Origin of the sequence: Microbacterium sp. LB12 (assembly GCF_037150835.1) — a bacterium.
Lineage (GTDB): Bacteria > Actinomycetota > Actinomycetes > Actinomycetales > Microbacteriaceae > Microbacterium.
The window spans coordinates 1-21,666 of record NZ_JBBCPF010000004.1; the positions used below are offsets into that span (position 1 = coordinate 1).

Annotated in this window: 19 protein-coding genes and 1 rRNA gene; 11 read left to right on the plus strand and 9 right to left on the minus strand. The window is 70.1% G+C overall.

The window, feature by feature from the left end:
• Nucleotides 1–90: ribosomal RNA gene (gene rrf / locus WFM69_RS08630) — 5S ribosomal RNA — on the plus strand; the annotation flags it as partial.
• Nucleotides 91–162: 72 nt separating this feature from the next.
• On the opposite strand, the gene WFM69_RS08635 is transcribed toward rrf, so the two are convergent.
• Entirely contained in the window at nucleotides 163–936 is a 774-nt protein-coding gene (locus WFM69_RS08635; protein WP_442928464.1) for an IclR family transcriptional regulator, read from the minus strand.
• A gap of 52 nt (nucleotides 937–988) precedes the next feature.
• On the opposite strand from WFM69_RS08635, the gene hutH reads away from it, so the two are divergent.
• Genes hutH through hutI form a run of 3 tightly spaced genes read left to right on the plus strand, consistent with a single transcriptional unit; the run spans nucleotide 989 to nucleotide 5,363 of the window.
• On the plus strand, nucleotides 989–2,530 hold the full coding sequence (gene hutH / locus WFM69_RS08640) for a histidine ammonia-lyase (RefSeq protein ID WP_337003666.1): 1,542 nt from the start codon (nucleotides 989–991) through the stop codon (nucleotides 2,528–2,530).
• Nucleotides 2,523–4,187 (plus strand): urocanate hydratase, encoded by a 1,665-nt coding sequence (gene hutU / locus WFM69_RS08645; RefSeq protein WP_337003668.1) that lies wholly within the window; start codon nucleotides 2,523–2,525, stop codon nucleotides 4,185–4,187. The genes hutH and hutU overlap by 8 nt, the downstream gene beginning before the upstream one ends.
• A 12-nt stretch (nucleotides 4,188–4,199) precedes the next feature.
• Nucleotides 4,200–5,363: an imidazolonepropionase gene (gene hutI / locus WFM69_RS08650; RefSeq protein WP_337003670.1), complete on the plus strand. Its 1,164-nt coding sequence runs from the start codon at nucleotides 4,200–4,202 to the stop codon at nucleotides 5,361–5,363.
• Nucleotides 5,364–5,407: 44 nt separating this feature from the next.
• Here the strand turns inward: hutI and WFM69_RS08655 are convergent, their stop codons facing one another.
• From WFM69_RS08655 to WFM69_RS08670, 4 genes are read right to left on the minus strand one after another with little or no spacing between them, the layout of a single operon-like run.
• Nucleotides 5,408–7,273 carry a glycogen debranching N-terminal domain-containing protein gene (locus WFM69_RS08655; protein WP_337003671.1) on the minus strand — a complete coding sequence of 622 codons (1,866 nt, stop codon included), beginning with the start codon at nucleotides 7,271–7,273 and terminating at the stop codon, nucleotides 5,408–5,410.
• Nucleotides 7,270–8,112, minus strand: coding sequence for a carbohydrate ABC transporter permease (locus WFM69_RS08660; protein WP_337003672.1), 843 nt, complete (start codon nucleotides 8,110–8,112; stop codon nucleotides 7,270–7,272). Before WFM69_RS08660 ends, WFM69_RS08655 begins: the two co-directional genes overlap by 4 nt.
• Nucleotides 8,109–9,206: a carbohydrate ABC transporter permease gene (locus WFM69_RS08665; protein WP_337003674.1), complete on the minus strand. Its 1,098-nt coding sequence runs from the start codon at nucleotides 9,204–9,206 to the stop codon at nucleotides 8,109–8,111. The genes WFM69_RS08660 and WFM69_RS08665 overlap by 4 nt, the downstream gene beginning before the upstream one ends.
• 2 nt (nucleotides 9,207–9,208) lie before the next feature.
• A complete protein-coding gene (locus WFM69_RS08670) occupies nucleotides 9,209–10,459 on the minus strand; it encodes a sugar ABC transporter substrate-binding protein (RefSeq protein ID WP_337003676.1) in 1,251 nt (416 codons plus the stop codon).
• 150 nt (nucleotides 10,460–10,609) lie between these two features.
• On the opposite strand from WFM69_RS08670, the gene WFM69_RS08675 reads away from it, so the two are divergent.
• Nucleotides 10,610–11,614, plus strand: a complete 1,005-nt coding sequence (locus WFM69_RS08675) for a LacI family DNA-binding transcriptional regulator (RefSeq protein WP_337003678.1) — start codon at nucleotides 10,610–10,612, stop codon at nucleotides 11,612–11,614.
• Between the two features lie 19 nt (nucleotides 11,615–11,633).
• Here WFM69_RS08675 and WFM69_RS08680 read toward each other — a convergent pair whose 3' ends face one another.
• From WFM69_RS08680 to WFM69_RS08690, 3 genes are read right to left on the minus strand one after another with little or no spacing between them, the layout of a single operon-like run.
• On the minus strand, nucleotides 11,634–12,182 hold the full coding sequence (locus tag WFM69_RS08680) for a hypothetical protein (protein ID WP_337003680.1): 549 nt from the start codon (nucleotides 12,180–12,182) through the stop codon (nucleotides 11,634–11,636).
• Nucleotides 12,179–13,111, minus strand: a complete 933-nt coding sequence (locus WFM69_RS08685) for an agmatinase family protein (protein WP_337003682.1) — start codon at nucleotides 13,109–13,111, stop codon at nucleotides 12,179–12,181. The genes WFM69_RS08680 and WFM69_RS08685 overlap by 4 nt, the downstream gene beginning before the upstream one ends.
• Before the next feature lie 2 nt (nucleotides 13,112–13,113).
• Nucleotides 13,114–14,391, minus strand: a complete 1,278-nt coding sequence (locus WFM69_RS08690) for a DUF445 domain-containing protein (RefSeq protein WP_337003684.1) — start codon at nucleotides 14,389–14,391, stop codon at nucleotides 13,114–13,116.
• A 105-nt stretch (nucleotides 14,392–14,496) separates the two neighbouring features.
• Here WFM69_RS08690 and WFM69_RS08695 point away from each other — a divergent pair, with 105 nt between their 5' ends.
• Nucleotides 14,497–14,769, plus strand: a complete 273-nt coding sequence (locus WFM69_RS08695; protein WP_337003686.1) for a metal-sensitive transcriptional regulator — start codon at nucleotides 14,497–14,499, stop codon at nucleotides 14,767–14,769.
• Nucleotides 14,770–14,816: 47 nt separating this feature from the next.
• On the opposite strand, the gene WFM69_RS08700 is transcribed toward WFM69_RS08695, so the two are convergent.
• Entirely contained in the window at nucleotides 14,817–16,361 is a 1,545-nt protein-coding gene (locus tag WFM69_RS08700) for an amino acid permease (protein ID WP_337003688.1), read from the minus strand.
• 158 nt (nucleotides 16,362–16,519) lie between these two features.
• Between WFM69_RS08700 and WFM69_RS08705 the strand changes: the two genes are divergently transcribed.
• From WFM69_RS08705 to WFM69_RS08725, 5 genes are read left to right on the plus strand one after another with little or no spacing between them, the layout of a single operon-like run.
• The gene (locus tag WFM69_RS08705) at nucleotides 16,520–17,875 is read left to right on the plus strand and encodes a glutamine synthetase family protein (protein WP_337003690.1); all 1,356 of its coding nucleotides are present in this window, start codon (nucleotides 16,520–16,522) and stop codon (nucleotides 17,873–17,875) included.
• On the plus strand, nucleotides 17,856–18,608 hold the full coding sequence (locus tag WFM69_RS08710) for a gamma-glutamyl-gamma-aminobutyrate hydrolase family protein (RefSeq protein ID WP_337003692.1): 753 nt from the start codon (nucleotides 17,856–17,858) through the stop codon (nucleotides 18,606–18,608). Before WFM69_RS08705 ends, WFM69_RS08710 begins: the two co-directional genes overlap by 20 nt.
• Nucleotides 18,605–19,966 carry an aldehyde dehydrogenase family protein gene (locus WFM69_RS08715; RefSeq protein ID WP_337003694.1) on the plus strand — a complete coding sequence of 454 codons (1,362 nt, stop codon included), beginning with the start codon at nucleotides 18,605–18,607 and terminating at the stop codon, nucleotides 19,964–19,966. Before WFM69_RS08710 ends, WFM69_RS08715 begins: the two co-directional genes overlap by 4 nt.
• A gap of 39 nt (nucleotides 19,967–20,005) precedes the next feature.
• Nucleotides 20,006–20,785, plus strand: coding sequence for a 3-oxoacyl-ACP reductase (locus WFM69_RS08720; RefSeq protein WP_337003697.1), 780 nt, complete (start codon nucleotides 20,006–20,008; stop codon nucleotides 20,783–20,785).
• Nucleotides 20,786–20,818: 33 nt separating this feature from the next.
• Nucleotides 20,819–21,547 carry a FadR/GntR family transcriptional regulator gene (locus WFM69_RS08725; RefSeq protein ID WP_337003699.1) on the plus strand — a complete coding sequence of 243 codons (729 nt, stop codon included), beginning with the start codon at nucleotides 20,819–20,821 and terminating at the stop codon, nucleotides 21,545–21,547.
• Nucleotides 21,548–21,666: the final 119 nt, after the last annotated feature.

Genomic DNA, 21,666 nt, shown 5'->3' on the forward strand with positions numbered 1-21,666 from the left:
CCCGGTTACATTCCGAACCCGGAAGCTAAGCCTCACAGCGCCGATGGTACTGCAGGGGGGACCCTGTGGGAGAGTAGGACACCGCCGGACTCCTTTTAGTCAAGAAAGCCACCCAATGTTGGGTGGCTTTCTTGCGTTAAGGCGCGGGTTTCCCTCGCAGCTTCACCGCTTCAGTCGTGCCTCGAGCATGGCCGCGCACTCCTGCACCGCTGCCACGAGAAGCTGCTCATCCAGATCGTCGCGGCCCCACGTGACGGCCACAGCCGCGACAGGCCATCCGGCCGCGTCGAGAACCGCGGCGCCCACACTCCGCAATCCATCCGCGATCTCGCTGTTCTCCGTCGCATACCCCTGCACCCGCACCTCACGCAGCAACTCCCGCAACTGTCGCGGCGTCCGTGGCCCGAGTCCCGTGCGATCGGGGAAGGCCGATGCATCGGGGTAGAGCGCCCGCACCTGTTCGCGGGGGAGTGCCGCGAGCATGGCCCGGCCCGAGGCGGTCAAGTGCGCCGGAAGCCGGACCCCGACGTCGGTGACCAGAGCCGGGCGTCGAGGTGCCCGCTCTTCGACGATGTAGAGCACATCCCCACCGCTCATCACGGCCAGATGCGCGCTCTCACCCAAGCGGTCGGACAGGGCAGCTACCAATGGTCTTCCACGTCGAGCCAGCGGCTGCTGCCGGGTGTATCCGCCGGCGAGCTCGAACGCCGACGTCCCGAGACCCCACCGTCGCTCCTCGCGCAGGTGCAGCACGAAGCCGTGCGCGGCAAGGGTGGTGAGTAGGTGATAGACCGTCGAGCGCGGCAGCTCCAGCTCACGGGCGATCGCTGAAGCCGCGACCGGGGCAGGGCGACCGGCGAGGTAGCTCAGGATGCGCAGGGTGTTCTCTGCGGCCGGGACCTGTGCCGCTTCCTGCTTGTCTGGTATCACAGACAAAGCATCGCACGAACGGGTGTCCCGGGCGAGCGGCCGGGTGTGGAATCGAGTCATGAGTGATCCTGTCTCCGTTCTCGTCGGCGCGGCCCCGTTGTCTCCTGCCGATGTCGTCGCCGTCGCGCGCCTCGACGCTGCTGTCGTGATCGATGCCGACGCGCTCGAACGCGTCGCCGAGACGCGCCGCGTGATCGACGGGCTCGCGGCCGACCCGCATCCGCACTACGGGGTGTCCACCGGATTCGGCGCACTCGCCACGACGTTCATCGCCCCGGATCGCCGCCTGCAGCTGCAGGCCAGCCTCATCCGCTCCCACGCTGCCGGCACCGGCGCCGAGGTCGAGCGGGAAGTGGTGCGCGGGCTGCAGCTCCTGCGTCTGCAGACCCTCGCCTCCGGGCGCACGGGCGTGCGGCCGGTCGTCGTCGAGACCTATGCCGCCCTGCTGAACGCCGGGATCACGCCGGTCGTGCGCGAGTACGGCTCGCTGGGATGCTCCGGCGATCTCGCCCCCCTCGCACATATCGCCCTCGCTGCGATGGGGGAGGGCGATGTGCGCAACGCATCCGGTGAGCTGGTGCCCGCCGCCGACGCCCTCGCGGACGCGGGCATCGAGCCGCTCACCCTCGTGGAGAAGGAGGGGCTCGCCCTCATCAACGGCACCGACGGCATGCTCGGCATGCTGGTGCTCGCCCTGCACGACCTCGAGACGCTGCTGCTGACCGCCGATCTCGCTGCGGCGATGTCGGTGGAGTCGCAGCTCGGTACCGACGCCGTCTTCGCGGCCGACCTGATGGCTCTCCGCCCCCAGACCGGACAGGCCGAGTCGGGCGGCAACCTGCGGGCCTTCCTCGCCGACTCGCCGATGGTCGCCAGCCACAAGGGGCCCGACGACGGTCGGGTGCAGGACGCGTACTCTCTGCGCTGCTCTCCGCAGGTTCACGGAGCCGCGCGCGACACACTCGCCCACGCGGCCACGATCGCCGGACGCGAACTCGCGAGCGTCATCGACAACCCGGTCATCACGCTGGACGGACGTATCGAGTCCAACGGCAACTTCCACGGGGCGCCGGTCGCGGCGGTTCTCGACTTCCTGGCGATCTCGGTCGCCGACGTCGCGTCGGTCTCGGAGCGCCGCACCGATCGGGCGCTGGATCCGGCGCGCAGCCACGGTCTTCCCCCGTTCCTCGCGGACGAGGTCGGCGTCGACTCCGGCCTCATGATCGCGCAGTACGCGGCGGCCGGGATCGTCTCCGAGCTCAAGCGCCTTGCGGTACCGGCATCCGTCGACTCGATCCCGTCATCCGCGATGCAGGAGGACCACGTGTCGATGGGGTGGGCAGCGGCACGCAAGCTGCGACGCGCGATCGACGGCCTCGGCCGCGTCCTGGCGATCGAGATCCTCACCGGTGCCCGGGCGCTCGACCTGCGTGCCCCGTTGCAGGCCGGTCCTGCCACGGGTGCCGTCCGCGACCTCGTCCGTACCGTCGCCGCCGGGCCCGGCCCCGACCGCTTCCTCTCACCCGAGATGGAAGCCGTCACCGCACTCGTCCAGTCGGGCGCCGTCGCCCGCATCGCAAAGGAGCACGTCCATGGCTGAGAACACCACCTCCGGTCCCCGCGTCGTCCGCGCCGCCCGCGGCAACCAGCGCACCGCGAAGAGCTGGGGCGCCGAGGCCGCCAAGCGCATGCTGATGAACAACCTCGACCCCGAGGTCGCCGAGCACCCCGAAGACCTCGTCGTCTACGGGGGCACGGGCAAAGCCGCGCGCAGCTGGGAGGCATACGACGCCATCGTTCGCACGCTCGACGAACTCGAACCGGACGAGACGCTGCTCGTGCAGTCCGGCAAGCCGGTCGGTGTGTTCCGCACCCACGAGTGGGCGCCGCGCGTGCTGATCGCCAACTCCAACCTGGTGGGGGACTGGGCGAACTGGCCGGAGTTCCGCAGGCTCGAAGAGCTCGGACTCATCATGTACGGACAGATGACCGCCGGCTCCTGGATCTACATCGGAACCCAGGGCATCCTGCAGGGCACGTACGAGACCTTCGCCGCCGTGGCCCGCTCGCTCGGCCGCGACTCGCTGCGCGGCACCCTGACCCTCACCGGCGGTGCCGGGGGAATGGGCGGCGCGCAGCCGCTCGCCGTGACCCTGAACGACGGGGCGGTGCTGATCGTCGACGTCGACGAGTCGCGCCTGGCGCGCCGCGTGGAGCACGGGTACCTCGACGAGTACACGACCGATCTCGACGCCGCCGTCGCGCGCGTCGTCGCGGCCAAAGACGCGGGGGAGGCCCTGTCTGTCGGAGTGGTCGGCAACGCTGCCGCGGTGTTCCCCGAGCTGCTGCGTCGCGGAGTGCCGATCGACGTCGTGACCGACCAGACCAGCGCGCACGACCCGCTCGCCTACCTCCCGCTCGGCACCACGGTGGCGGATTGGAAGGCGGAGGCGGAGCGCGACCCCGAGGACTTCACCCGCCGCTCGCGCGCATCGATGGCCGCGCACGTCGAGGCCATGGTGGCGTTCCAGGATGCGGGGGCTGCGGTGTTCGACTACGGCAACTCGATCCGTGCGGAAGCACAGCTGGGCGGCTTCGACCGGGCGTTCGAGTTCCCCGGATTCGTGCCCGCGTACATCCGCCCGCAGTTCGTAGAGGGACGCGGACCGTTCCGCTGGGCCGCGCTCTCGGGCGACCCCGAGGACATCTACAAGACGGACCGGGCGATCGCCGAGCTCTTCCCCGAAGACGCCGCCCTGCACCGCTGGCTCGAGAAGGCCGGCTCGACCGTGCATTTCGAGGGGCTGCCCGCCCGCATCTGCTGGCTCGGATACAAGGAGCGTCACCTCGCGGGACTCAAGTTCAACGAGATGGTCGCCTCGGGTGAGCTCTCGGCGCCGATCGTGATCGGTCGCGATCACCTCGACTCCGGCTCCGTGGCCTCGCCGTATCGCGAGACCGAGGCGATGAAGGACGGCTCCGACGCGATCGCCGACTGGCCTCTGCTGAACGCCCTGCTCAACACGGCATCCGGCGCGTCGTGGGTGTCGCTGCATCATGGCGGCGGCGTGGGCATCGGCCGCTCCATCCACGCCGGCCAGGTCACGGTCGCCGACGGTTCGGAGCTCGCCGCCCAGAAGCTGGAGCGCGTGCTGACCAACGATCCCGGCACCGGCGTGATGCGCCACGTCGATGCCGGCTACGAGCATGCCCGCGAGGTCGCCCGCGAGCGCGGCCTGAACGTGCCGATGCTCTGAGAGGCTCAGGACATGTCGACGCTCATCACGAACATCGCGGAGCTGACCACGAACATCGCCGCGGGTGACGACCCCACCGGAGTCCTCACCGATGCCGCGGTGCTGATCGAGGGGGAGCGGATCGCGTGGGTCGGTGCCGCCGCGGACGCGCCGGAGGCCGACGCGGTCGTGGACGCTTCCGGGCGAGCGATGATCCCCGGGTTCGTCGACAGTCACAGCCACCTCGTCTTCGCGGGCGACCGCGCCGCCGAGTTCGAGGCGCGCATGGCGGGGCAGAAGTACGCCGCCGGCGGCATCCGCTCCACTGTCGCTGCGACCCGTGCCGCAACCGAGGACGAGCTGCGCGGCCGACTGCGGGGCTTCCTCGACGAGATGCTCGCGCAGGGCACCACGACCGTCGAGATCAAGAGCGGCTACGGACTGAGTGTCGATGCGGAGGAGCGACTGGTGCGGCTCGCCGCGGAGGTGACGCCCGAGGTCACGTTCCTCGGCGCCCATGTCGTCCCCGCCGAGTACGCCGACCGACCCGACGCGTACGTCGAGCTGGTCATCGGTCCCATGCTCGACGCCTGCGCGCCGCACGCGAAGTGGGTCGACGTGTTCTGCGAGACCGGCGCCTTCACGGTGGCCCAGTCGCGGCGCGTCCTGGAAGCGGGGATCGCACGCGGGCTCGTGCCTCGCGTGCACGCCAGCCAGCTCGGCCCCGGGGAGGGCGTGCGTCTCGCGGTCGAGCTCGGCGCGGCCTCCATCGACCACGGCACCTACCTGACCGACGAAGACGTGGATGCGCTCGCCGGCTCCGACACCGTGCTCACGCTGCTGCCCGGCGTCGAGTTCTCGACCCGACAGCCGTACCCCGACGCCCGACGCCTCATCGACGCCGGGGTCACCGTGGCGCTGGCCTGCGACACCAACCCGGGGTCGAGCTTCACCTCGTCGATGCCGTTCTGCATCGCGGTGGCCGTGCGCGACATGGGGATGAGCCCTGCGGAGGCCGTGTGGGCGGCGACCGCAGGGGGAGCGCGGGCGCTGCGCCGGGACGACATCGGCGTGATCGCCCCGGGGGCCAGGGCCGACCTGGTGCTGCTGACGGCGCCGACGCGCATCCACCTGGCCTACCGTCCCGGTGTGCCGCTCGTGGACACCGTCTGGAAGGACGGCGCGGCGGTCGGCTGAGGCCACCCGGCGCTCAGCCGACCACCGCGGTCACCGCAGAGCGTTCACTCCAGAGCGCTCGCGACGACGACCGCCGCCGCCGCGGACCACGCCTGCGGGCGGCACGCGGCCGGATAGGGCAGCGGCGCGCCACCGGGCACTCGCGTATCGCCGGCGTGCAACTCGGGCACCCGGTAGTCGAAGCCCTCCGCGAGATCGAGCAGCTGCCCCGCGATCAGGCGTGCGTCGCTGTCGAGTCCGGCGCGCAACATGCCGTGCACCGCGATCGCGGTGTCGTGTGCCCACACGCTGCCGCCGTGATAGCTGAGCGGCCAGTATCCGGCGGCACCCGTGGACATCGTCCGGATGCCGTAGCCGCTCGACATGCTGGGAGCGGTCAACAGGGCCGCGCACACCCGCTCCTCCTCAGGATCGAGGATGCCGGTGCCGATGAGGTGACCGATGTTGCTCGTGAGCGTGTCGACCGGGGCGCCGTGCGCGTCGAGGGCGATGGCCGGATAGTGTCCCTCGGGCGTGGTGACCCAGTACGCGGATCGGAACCGTTCGCGGAGGTCCGCGGCCCAGGTGCGCAGCTCTCCCGCACCGGGTTCGCCGAACGTATCGAGGAGGTCGGCGCCGCGGACGGCCGCCTCGTAGGCGTAGCCCTGCACCTCGCTGAGGGCGATGGGACCTTCGGCCAGGCGTCCGTCACGCCACTGGATCGAGTCGCCGGAGTCCTTCCAGCCCTGGTTCGCGAGACCGTGTCCCGACTCGTCGGCGTAGTCGATGAAGCCGCTGCCCGAGGCGTCGCCGTGCACCGTCATCCAGGTGAGTGCCGCACGGAGGGCAGGGAGCAGTGCCCGCACCTCACGCTCGGGCATCCCCCCGGCGTGGGCGTCGGCGAGGAGGCAGATCCAGAGCGGAGTCGCGTCTACGGTGCCGTAGTACAGCGGTGGCAGGTGCACGCCCTCGTTCGGCAGAGACAGTGCGCCGCTGCGCAGTTCGTGGGCGATCTTGCCCGGTGCCTCGGCCGTCGAGGCGTCGTGCGTCGTGCCCTGGAGTCGCGCCAGCACGCGCAGCGTCGACGCCGCGATCTCGGGGTCGAGCGTCAGCGCCAGCCGCGCGGCCCACAGCGAATCCCGCCCGAAGAGCGTGAAGAACCAGGGGGCACCCGCCGCGTAGAACGCGTCGTCCGGATGCGCGGGGAGGGCGAGGCGGAGGGCGGAGAGATCGGCCGTGGCCTGAGCCATCCAGCGAGCGGCCCGGGAATCGGCGGGCACGGCGGGCTGCGGGGCCCGCGACGGACGCGCGGCCGTGACGACCAGTGTCGGGTCGTCGAGGTCGACCAGCCAGCCCACGGCGACGGATCCCCGCGGCGGCACCACCGCGTGCCAGCGCAGCACCAGGGCATCGCCGTCCTGCGTCACTGCGGCCTCGGGAGCGGTCAGCGTGAACGACACTTCGCCCGCGCGGCAGACCTCGCCATCCCAGCTCCACGCCTCCTCCGCGGCCAGCCCCGCCTTGACCCGCTGCATGGGGGCGAAGTCGGGGGTGATCCGGACCGTGAGAGTGACCGGGGTCGCGGTCGCGAGATGCGAGGCCACCGTGATCCGCTCGGAGAACGATCCGGCGGCGACACGGCGGTCGCGATCCATCCGCACCTTCGGGTCGGCGGAGTCGTCATCGAGCCCACGCAGGAGGTCCGTGAGGATCGTCTGCGAGGGCTCCGGCGAGGCGCAGCCGATGGACTCCAGCGCGGTCCCCGCGACCGTGAGCTCGATGCTCCTGATGTGCCGGACATCGCCGTGATAGATGCCGTGGATCGGGGCCGTGCCCATGCGTCCGAGGTCGTCGGACCAGGCCTGGGTCGGCGCCTCGAGCATGATCACGGCGTCGTCCAACAGCGGCTGGAGGGGCGGGGTGGGGGTCATTCCTTGACGGCTCCTTCTGTGGAGTTCATGATGCGGCGCTGGAAGACGAAGAACATCACGGCGACGGGGATCGTCATGATGAGCGCGGCCGCCAGCTTGAGCGGATACTGGGTGCCCTGGCTGAGCCCGCCGCTGGCGAGCGAGGCGACGCCCTTGGTCAGCGTGGTCAGCGCGGGGTCGTTGGTGGACACGATGAAGTGGCTGAGCTCGTTCCACGAGCCCTGGAACGACAGGATCACGATCGTCACGAGCGCCGGCGTCGCCATCGGCAGCACCACCGACCAGAACAGCCGGAACGTGCCGGCCCCGTCGATCCGCGCCTGCTCCTCGACCGATTCGGGGATCGACTCGAAGAAGTTCTTCATGATGAACACCCCGGCCGCGTCGACGAGCAGCGGGAGGATCATCCCGGCGTAGGAGTTGAAGATGCCGAGCTGGTTGATCACGAGGAACTTGGGGATCAGCAGCACCACGGTCGGCACCGACATCACCGCGACCAGGGCGGCGAAGACCACCCCGCGACCGCGGAACCGGAGCCGGGCGAGCGCGTAGCCGGCGAGCGAGTTGAAGAACACCCGTCCCGCGGTGACGAAGATCGTCACGATCGCGCTGTTCACGAACCAGGACGGGAAGTCGGAGTTGCGGAAGAGGCGCTCGTACGCCGCGAACGTCCAGACGTCCGGGATGAGCGTGATGCCGCTGGTCGCGGCATCCTCATCGGTCTTGAAGCTCGTCGCGACCTGGATCAGGAACGGATAGATGTAGATGATCGCGAGGACGATGAGCAGGGCGTACAGCAGGACCTGCCAGGTGAGCTGCTTCGAGGAGAGGCGTCTCATGACGATGCCCCCTTCGATGGCGACTGGTAGGCGCGGATGCGGCGCTTCGAGACCGGTCGATCGCGCAGGACCCAGCGCTGCAGGAGTGTGAAGACCACGATGATGACGAACAGGATGAACGCGATCGCCGCGCCCTGGCCCCACTCCTGGTTCTGGAACGCGGTCTGGTACGAGAGATAGGCGGGCGTGAGAGTCGTCTTGCTCGGCGCGCCCCGGGTGCCCGTGTAGATCTGGTCGAACACCTGCCAGCAGCCGATCAGACCCAGGGTCAGCACCGTGAACAGGGTCGGTCGCAGCTGAGGGAGCGTGATGCGCCAGAAGCGCTGCCAGCCGTTCGCACCGTCCATCATGGCGGCCTCGTCGACGTCGGCGCCGAGGTTCTGGAGCCCGGCGAGGAAGATGAGCATGAACGTGCCGGAGGTCGTGAAGATCGCCATCAGGATGTACGCGCTCATCGCGATCGAGGGCCCTGCGAGCCACTCCCACCAGGACACCCCGAGCGCGCCGCTCTGGGTGAGGGCGGCGGGCCCGGCATCGACGCCGACCGTGCCGAGCGCGAGGTGCAGGATGCCGCGCGGGTCGTTGAACCAGTTGGGGCCGTTGATGCCGAACCAGGCGAGCACGTCGTTCACGGCGCCGCTGGAGGTGAAGAGGAACATCCAGAGCACGGTGATCGCGACGGTGCTGGTCACCGAGGGGAAGTAGTAGGCGGTGCGGAAGAAGCCGCGACCACGCAGCATGGCGCGGTTGACGAGGATGGCGAGGAACAGCGCGAGCGCGGTCTGCAGGGGGACCACGAGCAGGACGTACCAGGCGTTGTTGCGCAGCGCGGTGCCGAAGTCCTTGGTGGCGAGCCCGCCGTCGGTGAGGACCGCTGCGAAGTTGTCGCCGCCGACGAAGGACACCGAGCCCGAGAGGGGGCTGCCGCGCCCTGCCCAGTCCGACACGCTCACCCAGAGCGCCATGAGGACCGGGATGAGCAGGAAGACGCCGAGGATGATGATCACCGGCGCGGTGAACAGCCATCCGGCTGCCGCCTCGCCGCGGCGGAGCCCGGAGGCCCCACCACGACGAGACGCTGCCTTGACCGCCATGGTTACTTGACGACCGCTTCGAGGTTCGACTGGACGGAGTCGAGGATCGTCTTCGGGTCGGCGGTCTTCAGGGACTCGAGCTGCGAGTTGAAGTCCGCGATGACGTCGGCCGTGCCGGCCTGGTTCGGCGGGAACTGTGCGTACTCCGCACCGGCGAGGAACGGCGCCAGGTCGGGGTTCGCGGACGTCCAGTCGGCGGCGGCGGACTTGATCGACGGCATCGGACCGAACGCCTTCGAGAAGGCGAGCTGGCTGTCGGCACTGGTGAGGTACTCGACCAGGTCGAGCGCGGCCTGCTGGTTGGGGCTGTCCGCGGCCATGCCCCAGCAGTTGGTGAACTGGAGAGTGCCCTTGCCGCCGGGACCCTCGGGCAGCTCGGCGACCGTGTACTGCAGGCTGCTGTAGTCGTTCGCGAGCGCGCCGGTGATCCAGTTGCCCTCGATCACCATGGCGGCGGCCTGCTTGCCGAGCGCCTCGCCGCCCCATCCTGCCCCGACGTCCTTGGCGAAGGCGAAGGAGCCGTCGGCGAGATGCGTCTTGACGTAGTCGAGGGCGTCGACGTTGGCGGGGTCGTTCGCGATGACCGTGCCGTCGCTGACGAGACCGCCGCCCGCCTGCGCCATGAAGGTGCCGACGCGCTGGTACTCGGCGCCGAATGCGAGACCGACGTGGTCGGCCGTGGTGAGCTTCTGCGCCACAGCGGCGAGGTCGTCCCACGTCTTCGGGAGGTCGGCGTCGGTGAGACCGGCGTCGGTCCACATCTGCGTGTTGATGATGAGGGAGAGGGTGGAGAAGTCCTTGGGGGCGCAGTAGAACGTGCCGTCGACCGTGAAGTTCTCCACGAGCGAGGGGTAGAAGTCGTCCTTGTTCGCGAGCTGGTCGCCGTAGGCCTTGAGGGATCCGTTGGCGGCGTAGCCGGACGCCTGGTCGGTGGAGAGGTAGAACAGGTCGGCCGGGTCGCCCGCGGCGAAGCCCTGCGACAGCTCCTGGTCGAGGTTGCTCGCGGTCTGAAGCTTCACCTTGGTGCCGGATTCGGCCGACCATGCATCGAGCGCGGACTGCACGGCAGCGGTCTCGGCGTCGCCGGAGGAGCCGATCAGCACTGTCAGCGCGTCGTCGGAGGAGGTGAGTCCCTCGCCGTCCGACTTCTGGTCGTCGCCGGCGAATCCGGAGCCGCAGCCCGTGAGCACGAGCGCGCTGGTGAGCAGCACCGCTCCTGTTCCGAAGACTGCGCGAGTGGTGTGCCGTGTCATGGTCTCTCTCCTTTGATGAGTCACTGCGGGCGACGGCCTCGGGTGGACCGTGCAGGATCGTCGCAGAAATTTGAACGATCAAACTCTGCGTGGAATAGGCTAGGCGGGAGTCGCGGGACCTGTCAACCCGGACGTGAGCGAGGAGGTCCGATGGCGAAGGCGCCGACCGTCGAAGACGTCGCCGAGCGCGCGGGCGTCTCTCGGCAGACCGTCTCGAACGTGCTGAACACGCCGGACATCGTGCGGCCGGCGACCCGGGAACGCGTCATCGCGGCGATCCACGAGCTCGGCTACCGACGCCATGCCGCGGCGCGCCAGCTGCGCCTACGCCGCAGCTCGACGATCGGCATCCGCCTCGATCCGTACGTCGGCGGGATCTCCGGCGTCGTGCTCGACCGCTTCGTGCATGCGATCACCGAGCGGGCGAGCGAACGCGGCATGCGGATGCTCGTCTACGCCGCACGCACCCGCGAAGAGGAGATCGCCCGTCTCGCCGAGCTCTGGGAGGGGTCGGAGATCGACGCCGCCATCATCACCGGCACCTCGCGAGACGACCCGCGCGTGCGCAGCCTCGACCAGGACGGACTGCCCTTCATCTCGTTCGGCCGCCCCTGGGGCGAGGACGACATCGCCGATCCGCGCCACCTCTGGGTCGACGTCGACGGTGCCGCGGGTACGCGCGCCGCGACCGCCCACGCCCTCACGTTCGGTCACCGCGTCGCCTTCCTCGGCTGGCCCTCGGGCTCGGGCACCGGCGACGACCGCGAGCGCGGCTGGCGTGAGGCCATGGATGCGGCAGGCGCCGACGGCATGCGGCTGACGGCAGAGGAAGGCGTGCCCTTCGGGCGAGCCGGGATGGAAGCGGCGCTCGCCGCGGGGGCGGCCCCCGACGCGCTCGTGTGCGCCAGCGACTCGCTCGCCGTCGGTGCGCTGCTGGCCGTCGCGGCGGCGGGACTCACTCTCCCGGTGATCGGGTTCGACAACACGCCGACGGCGGAGGCACTGGGCTTCTCGAGTGTCGAACAGCGTCCGGAGGACGTCGCCACGGCGGTCCTGGAACTCCTCATGGGGCCCACGGGCGAGGTCGTCGCGCCGCGGAGTCTGCAGGCCGGATCCGCCCACGCCCTGATCACCCCGGAGCTCGTGGTCCGCTGACCGCGGGTACGATCCCGCGTCAGGATCCCGGCGGTCGTGCCGTCACGGCATCGAGGAGGTTGTGCAGCCGCTCTTGCGGATCCCCGGTGAGGAACACGACCCGCGGAGCGTGCTCGTCATCCTCCAGGTCGTCGACGAGGTCGAGCAGCGCCTCGTCCATCGCCTCGCGCAGGGCCGGGTCCTCGTCGTCCGGGACGGCGATGCGGCGCCCGGATTCGAGGGGCAGCACGGCCAACAGCTCGAACGTCGGCAGCGACTCCTCGACGATGTGCGTCGCCCGGCCCAGCAGCGCGCCGTCGCTCCGCCCCAGTCGCTCGAGTGCGACGAGGTAGGCGAGGAAGTCGAGGGGTCCGCGCTCGGCGATCAGCGCCGCGTGCCCCGCGCTCTCGAGCAGACGCGAGGCGGAGACCCGCAGCTGCACGGCGAAGCTGGACTCGCTCGCCGGGTCGTCCAGATCGAGGTCCTCGAACGGATCGGGGAGGACCAGGTACTCCGGCAGCGCGGCGTGGAAGTCGGCGATCAGCGTGCTCTTGCCGCTCGCATGCGTGCCGGCGACGACGATCCTCATCGACGGGCGGCGAAACCGGCCAGCAGTTCGAGCACGCACAGGGCGGCGAGCCGGACCGTGCGCGCATCCTCGGCGTCGGCTGTCGCGTCGACCTCGGCGAGATCGGCGCTGACGACCCGCGCATCTGCGGCGACGGCCCGGGTGAGGGCCCGCAGCTCCCACGCCTGGAGGCCGCCGGGGACACTCGCCGGGCACCCGGGCGCCACAGAGCGATCGCACACGTCGACGTCGATGTCGAGGTGGATGCGCGGTGCGCTCCCGCCTCCCGCGATCTCCAGCGCTTCCGCGACCACGTCGTCGACGCCGCGGCGGCGCAGCTCATCGAGGGTGATGACGCGGATGCCCCACTCGGCTGCGCGCTGCGCGTAGGCGAGGGAGTTCGCGAAGTCCGCGATGCCGATCTGGACGATCCTCGTGGGTTCGATCCGTGCGGTGTCGATGGGAGACGCGGTCGGGGTGTCCTCGACGAGACGCCGCACCGGGGTGCCGTTGGAGACGCCGTCGCGAAGGTCGAAGTGCGCGTCGAATGTGATGAGCCCGGTGGCCTCGGCGCCGAGCGCGACCGGATAGGTGAGGGAGTTGTCGCCGCCGAGCGCGATCACGAGCCCGGCCGCCGCGGCGAGCTCGCGCACGCGGGAGATGACCCTCGCCTCGCCCGCTGCACCGTCGGGGTCGGTCACGTCGCCGGCATCGACGATGCGCAGGACCTCGTTCAGATCCCGTGCCGGCGGTCCCATCAGCGTCGTCCCGTAGCGGGGGAGCGCGTCGCGGATCGCTGCGGGAGTCGCATGCGCGCCCGTCGGCGAGAGGGAGGTGCGCCACGTCGGCACGCCGAGCACCACGGCATCGGCGTGGCCGTCGAAGGCGGGCCACGAGCCGGCGCGCGGCCAGAGCGGGTCGTGACTGAGCTGTCGGGATGCGGGGGCCATGGTCAGACTCCGGGGATCAGGGCGTGGGCGATGGTGAAGATGGCGAGACCCGCGAGAGCCCCGACGAAGGTGCCATTCAGGCGGATGTACTGCAGGTCGCGACCCACCATGAGCTCGATCTTCTCGGTGGTCTCGACCGGGTCCCAGCGCTCGACGGTGTCGGTGATGATCGACGCGATGTCGTGGCGGTAGCGGTCGACGAGGAACACCGCGGCATCCGACACCCAGGTGTCGACGCGCTGCTGCAGCGCAGCATCCGTCGTCAGACGCTCGCCGACCTCCTGCAGGGCCTGGACCGCCCGGCGGCGCAGCCCGCTGTCGGGGTCGGCGAGGGCCGAAAGCAGCCCGTTCTTGGCGGTGTTCCACGCCTCGGCGGCGAGGGCGCCGACCCGCGGGCTGTCGAACAGCGAGGCCTTGGCGTTCTCGAGCTTCGCGCGCGTCGCCGGATCGTTCTGCAGGCTGTCGGCCAGGCGCGCGAGGTAGCCGTCGATCGCGAGGCGGGCCGGGTGGCGGGGGTCCTCCTGCACCGCGCGGACGAACTTCACCGCCTCGTGGTAGACCGTGTCGTCGACGAATCGGTGCGCGAGCTTCGGCACCCAACCGGGCAGGCGCCGCGAGACGAGACCCGTGAACGACGCGGCGTTGGCGTCGAGCCAGCGGGCGATGCTGTCCGCAGCGAGATCGACCGCGCCGTGATGGGCGTCCGCCTCGACGATCTTCTCGAGCCAGGCGCCGGCGGGCGGACCCCATTCGGGTGCCACCAGGTGCTCGCGGGCGAGGTCGGTGATGAGGTCGCGCACGTCGTCGTCGCTGAGCGCGTTGAGCACGGCGGCGGCGATCGTCGCCCCCTCCGCACCGACCCGCTCGGCGTGCGGGGCCTCGCGCAGCCACTCGCCGGCACGCAGCGCGATCCGCGTGCTGGAGAGCTTGGTGCGCACGACGCTCGCCTCGAGGAAGTTGGTCTCGACGAACTCGCCGAGCGTGCGTCCGATCTCATCCTTGCGGTTCGGGATGATCGCGGTGTGCGGGATGGGCAGGCCGAGTGGCCGCCGGAAGAGCGCGGTCACCGCGAACCAGTCCGCCAGCGCACCCACCATGCCGCCCTCGGCGGCGGCGCGGACGTACGCGAGCCATTCGATCCGCTGCTGGAACGCGAACGCGAACACGAACACGACGGCCATGAACACCAGCGCACCGAGCGCCACCGCCTTCATGCGCCGGAGCGCGCGCAGACGCTCCTGGTCGGCGGGCGAGAGCTGCGTCATCGGTGTTCGCGGCATGACGTCATCCTTTCACGCCGCCCGCCGTGCGGACCCGGGCGTCGGACGGCCCATGTCTCGGCGCTCAGACAGCCGGGCCGGCCGCGGGGCGAGTACCCTCGAGACGTGATCGAAGACATCAAGAAGCGTGCACTGCACCGCACCAGCATCCTCGAGGGTCAGATGCGCGGCGTCGCGCGGATGATCGAGAACGAGGAGTACTGCATGGACATCATCACGCAGTCCCGTGCGATCCAGCGCTCCCTGGAATCCCTCAACCGGCTGCTGCTGGAGAACCACCTGCGCACGCACGTGACGCACATGTTCGACGAGGGCGGCGAGGAGCGGGACAAGGCCGTGGTCGAGCTGCTCAAGGCGTTCGACTTCGACAAGAAGTAGACACGACGCGGCGCCCCGACGAAGTCGTCGGAGCGCCGCGCGGCGGTTCAGCGGCCGTCGAAGACCTCGTCCTCCATGGCGTCGTACCCCTCGGCCTGGGGGTCGCCGTGCGAGCCGCCCGAGATCGCGTACTCCTCCTCCGGGGAGAGCACCAGGCGGTGGCGGAAGAACAACCCGAATCCGAGCAGGATCACCACGTAGACGATCGCGATCGCGATGATCGCCGGACCGAACGTCGGGTTCAGCAGGAAGCCGACGAAGATGAGTGCGGCGATGACCAGCGCGACGGCGGCACCCGGGATGCCCCAGGGGCTGCGGTACGGGCGGTCGACGTTCGGGTACTTCTTGCGCAGCACCATGAACGAGATGAGCTGCAGGCCGTAGGCGAGCACCGCACCCCACACGGCGATGTTCAGCACGATCGCGCCGGCCACGGATCCCGCGCCCTTCGCATCGACCGCGGCGAGCACATCGAGCACGATGAGGGCGACGAAGCCGATGGCCGCACCGACCACGAGAGCCACCCACGGCGTCTGCCGCTTGCCCGTGAGGGACAGGAACCGCGGGTAGTAGCCGGCGCGGGACAGCGAGTACATGTTGCGTCCGTAGGCGAACATGATGCCCTGCAGCGAGGCGAGCAGACCGATCAGGGCGAACAGTGCGAGCACGGCCGCGAGCTGGTCACCGACGATCGCGCGGAATCCGTCGAGCAGCGGTTCGCCGGCGGTGCCGGTGGCCTCGGCGCCGATCACGCCGGTGTTGAGGAACAGCACCAGCAGGCCCGTGACGATGAGGGTGCCGCGCGCCCAGAACCCGGCCTTCGGGATGTCGCGGGTCGGGTTGTGCGACTCCTCGGCCGCCAGCGGCAGCTCCTCGATCCCCAGGAAGAACCACATCGCGAACGGCAGGGCGAAGAGGATCGGCAGCACGCCGTGCGGCAGGAACTCGGTCTGGCCCGGGTCGGGCGCGATGTCCCACAGGGCATCCCAGCTGAACGCGCCGGAGAAGATCGCCATCAGCGAGAACACCAGGATGATGCCGATCGAGATGATCGAGACGATGATCGCGAAGCGGAAGGAGATCGCCGCTCCCGCGGAGTTGAGGGCGATGAAGACGACGTAGAGGATCAGATACCAGAGCCACCCCGGCAGCTCGAGGCCGAGCAGCTCACTGGTGATGCCGTTCGCATACGAGGCCGAGAAGTAGACGATCACCGCCGTCGTCGCGACGTATTCGATCGTCTCCGCCGCGCCCGTGACCAGGCCGCCCCACGGCCCCATGGCCGAGCGTGCGAAGGAGTAGGCGCCTCCGGTGTGCGGCATCATCGCCGCCATCTCGCCGATCGCGAAGATCATGCCGTAGTACATGAGCACGAGGATCACGAACGCGATCAGCATCCCGCCGAAGCCCGCGAAGTCGATGCCGAAGTTCCAGCCCGAGAAGTCACCGGAGATGACGGCCGCGACGGCGAGGCCCCACAGGCCCCAGACGCCGGCGGATCTCTTCAGCGTGCGTTTCTCGAAGTACTCGCTCCCGGCGCGTGTATAGGTCGCCCCAGCGACCTTGCGGGACTCATTGCTCTGCTCAGACATCCGCTCTCCGTTCGCATGCATACAGGCGCCGCGTGCACCTTGCGGATGATTGTGGCAGTCAATGGTGGTTTCGTCTACCTTTAAACGTCGAGGTGTGATCTACTCTGAGGGCGAAGCCGGTCGAACGATCGCTTCACCACGACGACGGGAGCGAGAAGATGTCGGGAAACCTGAGCATCGAGCAGCTGGACGCCGGCATCGCCGCCGGCGAGATCGACACGGTGATCGTGGCCTTCGCCGATGCGCAGGGACGACTGGTCGGCAAGCGGGTGTCCGCGCGGCTGTTCCAGGAGGACATCCTGCACCACGGCGCCGAGGCCTGCGACTACCTGCTGTCGGTCGATGTCGACATGAACACGGTCGACGGCTACGCGATGTCCGGCTGGGACCGCGGCTACGGCGACATGGTGCTGCGGCCCGACGTCGAAACCCTCCGCCGCATCCCCTGGCTGGACGGCACCGCTCTGGTCATCGCCGACCTGGTGTGGCAGAACGGCGAACCGGTCGGCCCGTCACCCCGGGCGATCCTCGACCGGCAGCGCGAACGCCTCGCCGAGCGCGGATGGACCGCGTTCTCCGGCACCGAGCTGGAGTTCATCGTCTTCGACAACACCTACCGCGACGCCTGGGCGCGCCGGTATGAGGGGCTCACCCCGGCCACCGACTACAACGTCGACTACAACCTGCTGGCCTCCACGCGGCTCGAGCCGCTGCTGCGCGACATCCGCAACGGCATGGACGGCGCCGGGCTCTACTGCGAAGGCGTGAAGGGGGAGTGCAACCTGGGTCAGCAGGAGATCGCGTTCCGCTACGCCGAGGTGCGCGAGACCGCCGACCAGCACGCGCTGTACAAGAACGGCGCGAAGGAGATCGCGGAGCAGCACGGCCAGGCGCTCACCTTCATGGCCAAGTTCAACGAGCGCGAGGGCAACAGCTGCCACATCCACCTCTCGCTGCGCGCCGACGACGGCACACCCGTCATGGCCGGCGACGGCGAGCACGGCTTCAGTCCCGTCATGGAGCATTGGATCGCCGGCATCCTCGCGACTCTGCGCGAGTTCACGCTGCTCTACGCGCCCAACATCAATTCGTACAAGCGCTTCGCGAAAGGCAGCTTCGCGCCCACCGGGGTCGCCTGGGGCATCGACAACCGCACGTGCGCGCTGCGCGTGGTCGGGCACGGCTCCGGGCTGCGGGTCGAGAACCGGGTGCCGGGCGGCGACGTGAACCCGTACCTGGGCATCTCGGCGATCATCGCCGGAGGCCTGTACGGCATCGAGAACGAGCTGCCGCTGCCCGAGCGCTTCACCGGCAACGCCTACGAGGCAGGCGTCGATCACCTGCCCACGACGCTGCGTGAGGCCGCGCAGCTGTTCAGCGAATCGTCCATCGCCCGTGCGGCCTTCGGCGACGACGTCGTTGACCACTACCTGAACCAGGCGCGCATCGAGGTCGAGGCCTACGACGCCGCCGTCACCGACTGGGAGCGCATCCGTGGTTTCGAGCGGCTCTGAAACGGCACCCCTGGTCGGCGTCACGACCTATCTCGAGCAGGCGCAGCAGGGGGTGTGGAACGTGCGTGCCGCGTTCCTCCCCGAGCAGTACCTCACCGGTGTGACCTCGTCCGGTGGCATCGCGATCCTGCTGCCCCCGCAGAACCCCGATGCGGCGGATGCGGCCATCGCGGGGCTGGACGGGCTGATCCTCTCCGGCGGCGCGGACGTCGCGCCCGAGCTCTACGGCGCCGAACGGCATCCGCTCACCGACCCCGCCCGTGTCGACCGCGATGCGTGGGAGCTCGCGCTGTTCCGGGCGGCGGAGCGACGGCGCATGCCGGTGCTCGCGATCTGCCGGGGGCTGCAGCTGGTCAACGTCGCCCGCGGCGGGACGCTCCAGCAGCATCTGCCCGAGTCGCTGGGCACCGAGCGCTATCGCATCGGCGGCGGGGTCTTCGCCGAGAACGAGGTGCAGGTGTCGGACGGCACCGCGCTGGCCGGTGTGCTCGGCGCGGGCGACGTGCGCGTGCACAGCTACCACCACCAGGGCATCGACCGGCTCGGCGAGGGGCTGGTGGCCGCTGCGCGCTCCGACGACGGTCTCGTGCAGGCCTTCGTCGACGACTCGGCGGGCCACCTCGTCGGCATCCAATGGCATCCGGAGGAGAACGCGGAGGACCGGCGGCTCTTCGCCGACCTCGTCGCGCAGGCGCGTGCATTCGCTGAGACCAGAGAGGGAGGCGCCCGATGAGCGCGTTCACCGTCATCAATCCGTCGACCGGCGCCGCGATCCGCGAGGTCGCCCGTGCGGATGTCGGCGAGACAGACGCCGCGATCGCCCGCGCCGTCGTGGCGCAGCGACGGTGGGCCACGCTCGCCCCCGTCGCCCGGGCCGACGCGCTCCGATCCTTCGCGCGGGCGGTCGAAGCCGCGACCGAGGAGCTGGCGCAGCTGGAGGTGCTCAACTCCGGGCATCCGATCGGCTCCGCACGCTGGGAGGCCGGGCACGTCGCACAGGTGCTCAATTACTACTCCGCCGACCCGGAACGACTGTCGGGCCGGCAGATCCCGGTCGCCGGCGGGCTGGATGTCACCTTCCACGACCCGTACGGCGTGGTCGGGGTGATCGTGCCGTGGAACTTCCCGATGACGATCGCCTCCTGGGCGTTCGCGCCGGCGCTCGCCGCGGGCAACGCGGTCGTGCTGAAGCCGGCCGAGCTGACCCCGCTCACCGCGATCCGCCTGGGCGAGCTCGCCCTCGACGCAGGGCTCCCGGAGGGACTGTTCGAGGTCGTCACCGGGTCAGGTTCGGTGGTCGGTCAGCGACTCGTCGATCACCCGGACGTGCGCAAGGTCGTCTTCACCGGATCGACCGAGGTCGGCATCGAGGTCGCGGCGGGCTGCGCGCGGGCGCTCAAGCCCGTGACGCTCGAACTCGGCGGCAAGAGCGCCAACATCGTCTTCGCCGATGCCGACCTGGAACGTGCGGCGGCCGGAGTGCCCGGCTCGGTGTTCGACAACGCCGGACAGGACTGCTGTGCGCGCAGCCGCCTGCTCGTGCAGCGCTCGGTGTACGACCGCTTCCTCGAACTGCTCGAACCGGCCGTGGCCGCCTGGCGTGTGGGAGATCCCGCGCATCCCGACACCGACATGGGACCGCTGATCTCCGCGGGACACCGCGACACCGTCGCCTCGTTCCTCGACGGGGCGGACATCGCCTTCCGTGGCACGGCTCCCGACGGGGACGGCTTCTGGTTCGCCCCTGCGGTCGTGCTCGCGGACCCTGCCGACCGGATCGCCCAGCAGGAGGTGTTCGGACCGGTCGTCGCGGTGATGCCGTTCGACGATGAGGCCGACGCGATCCGCCTCGCGAACGACACCGTGTACGGACTCGCCGGCTCGGTGTGGACCCAGAACCTCGGGCGGGGTGTGCGTGTCGCCCGCGGTGTGCGCAGCGGGGTGCTGTCCGTGAACTCGCACTCCTCGGTGCGCTACGCGACCCCGTTCGGCGGCATGAAGGCGTCGGGGCTGGGGCGCGAGCTCGGGCCCGACGCGGCCGAGCACTTCACCGAGACCAAGAACGTCTTCTTCGCGACCGATGACCACTGATCGCGTCACCGCCCACCACACTCTGAACGGAGAACCCACATGAGCATCGATCTCACCCAGCGTCTCAAGGACCGCGTCGCCATCATCACCGGCGGTGCGAGCGGCATCGGGTTCGCCACCGCGAGGCGCTTCGCCGACGAGGGCGCCTTCGTCGTCATCGCCGACGTCGATCCGACCACCGGCGAGGCGGCTGCGGCGGAGGTGGGCGGGGTGTTCCGTCCCGTGGACGTCGCCGACGAGGCGAAGGTCGATGCACTGTTCGACGGTGTCGCCGCCGAGTTCGGGCGCATCGACATCGCCTTCAACAACGCGGGGATCTCGCCCGCCGACGACGACTCGATCGAGACGACCGAGCTCCCGGCCTGGGACCGGGTGCAGGATGTGAACCTCAAGAGCGTGTACCTGTGCAGCCGCGCGGCGCTGCGGCACATGGTGCCGGCGGGGAAGGGCTCCATCATCAACACGGCGTCGTTCGTCGCGCTGCTGGGATCCGCGACGTCGCAGATCAGCTACACCGCGTCGAAGGGTGGCGTGCTGGCGATGTCGCGCGAGCTGGGCGTGCAGTTCGCCCGGCAGGGGGTGCGCGTGAACGCACTGTGCCCCGGGCCGGTGAACACCCCGCTGCTGCAGGAGCTGTTCGCGAAGGATCCGGAGCGCGCCCAGCGGCGCCTGGTGCACGTGCCGATGGGACGCTTCGCCGAGCCCGCGGAACTCGCCGCCGCCGTGGCGTTCCTCGCCTCCGACGACTCGTCCTTCATCACCGCGAGTGCGTTCGTCGTGGACGGCGGCATCACGAACGCCTACGTCACCCCGCTGTGAGCGGCCCTCACCTCGCTGTGACAGGGTGAAGGCATGAGCGATCACCTCCACGACGGCGACCTCGTCGAGGTGCGCAGAGCGGTCTATCGACCCCTGCGGCGCGGCAACGCGCTCGAGGATGCGGTCGCCCGCCTCGTGCAGACCATCCGTCTCGGCGTCGTCGCCCCGGGGGAGTCGCTGCCTCCGGAGCGCGAGCTCGCGGCCTCGTTCGGCGTGAGCCGGGACACGGTGCGCGAGGCGATCCGCGAGCTCGCCGACACCGGCTACCTGCGGGCGCGCCGTGGACGGTACGGGGGCACGTTCGTGGCCGACCCGCTGCCGCACCCCTCGGTGGCGCGCACCGTGACGCCCGAGGAGATCGACGACGTGCTGGGTCTGCGGCGGGTGCTCGAGACCGGTGCGGTCCGGGCGGCGGCCGGGCGCACGCTGGACGCCGCCACCCGCGCCGACCTGTGGGCACGGCATGAGGCGGCGCTGCCGGCCGGTCCGGACGAGTACCGTCGCCTGGACACCCTGCTGCATCTCGCGATCGCCGAGGCGGCCGGGATCCCCTCGCTCGTGGCACTCGTCGCGGAGAACCGCGCCGACGTCAACGCCTGGCTCGACACGTTCCCCCTGATGCCGCGCAACATCCAGCACTCGGGCGAGCAGCACGAACGCATCGTCACCGCCATCCTCGCCGGACGCCCGGATGCGGCGGACGCGGCGATGCGCGACCACCTCGCCGGCTCCGAGGCCCTGCTGCGCGGCTTCCTGATCTGATCCGGGCCAATCGGTCGTGAGTTTCGCGAATCGCAACGGATACCGTTGCGACTCGAGCACGAGACTTTCCATTTCGCTATACCTGCGGTCATTTCTCTGACAGACTCGCGGCAAGCGAA

Bases quoted from the DNA above. Each gene is read 5' to 3' on its own strand.
- hutH (WP_337003666.1), top strand. From the start codon at position 989: ATGAGTGATCCTGTCTCCGTTCTCGTCGGCGCGGCCCCGTTGTCTCCT.
- hutU (WP_337003668.1), top strand. From the start codon at position 2,523: ATGGCTGAGAACACCACCTCCGGTCCCCGCGTCGTCCGCGCCGCCCGC.
- hutI (WP_337003670.1), top strand. From the start codon at position 4,200: ATGTCGACGCTCATCACGAACATCGCGGAGCTGACCACGAACATCGCC.
- WFM69_RS08655 (WP_337003671.1), bottom strand. From the start codon at position 7,273: ATGACCCCCACCCCGCCCCTCCAGCCGCTGTTGGACGACGCCGTGATC.
- WFM69_RS08660 (WP_337003672.1), bottom strand. From the start codon at position 8,112: ATGAGACGCCTCTCCTCGAAGCAGCTCACCTGGCAGGTCCTGCTGTAC.
- WFM69_RS08665 (WP_337003674.1), bottom strand. From the start codon at position 9,206: ATGGCGGTCAAGGCAGCGTCTCGTCGTGGTGGGGCCTCCGGGCTCCGC.
- WFM69_RS08670 (WP_337003676.1), bottom strand. From the start codon at position 10,459: ATGACACGGCACACCACTCGCGCAGTCTTCGGAACAGGAGCGGTGCTG.
- WFM69_RS08675 (WP_337003678.1), top strand. From the start codon at position 10,610: ATGGCGAAGGCGCCGACCGTCGAAGACGTCGCCGAGCGCGCGGGCGTC.
- WFM69_RS08680 (WP_337003680.1), bottom strand. From the start codon at position 12,182: ATGAGGATCGTCGTCGCCGGCACGCATGCGAGCGGCAAGAGCACGCTG.
- WFM69_RS08685 (WP_337003682.1), bottom strand. From the start codon at position 13,111: ATGGCCCCCGCATCCCGACAGCTCAGTCACGACCCGCTCTGGCCGCGC.
- WFM69_RS08690 (WP_337003684.1), bottom strand. From the start codon at position 14,391: ATGCCGCGAACACCGATGACGCAGCTCTCGCCCGCCGACCAGGAGCGT.
- WFM69_RS08700 (WP_337003688.1), bottom strand. From the start codon at position 16,361: ATGTCTGAGCAGAGCAATGAGTCCCGCAAGGTCGCTGGGGCGACCTAT.
- WFM69_RS08705 (WP_337003690.1), top strand. From the start codon at position 16,520: ATGTCGGGAAACCTGAGCATCGAGCAGCTGGACGCCGGCATCGCCGCC.
- WFM69_RS08715 (WP_337003694.1), top strand. From the start codon at position 18,605: ATGAGCGCGTTCACCGTCATCAATCCGTCGACCGGCGCCGCGATCCGC.
- WFM69_RS08720 (WP_337003697.1), top strand. From the start codon at position 20,006: ATGAGCATCGATCTCACCCAGCGTCTCAAGGACCGCGTCGCCATCATC.
- WFM69_RS08725 (WP_337003699.1), top strand. From the start codon at position 20,819: ATGAGCGATCACCTCCACGACGGCGACCTCGTCGAGGTGCGCAGAGCG.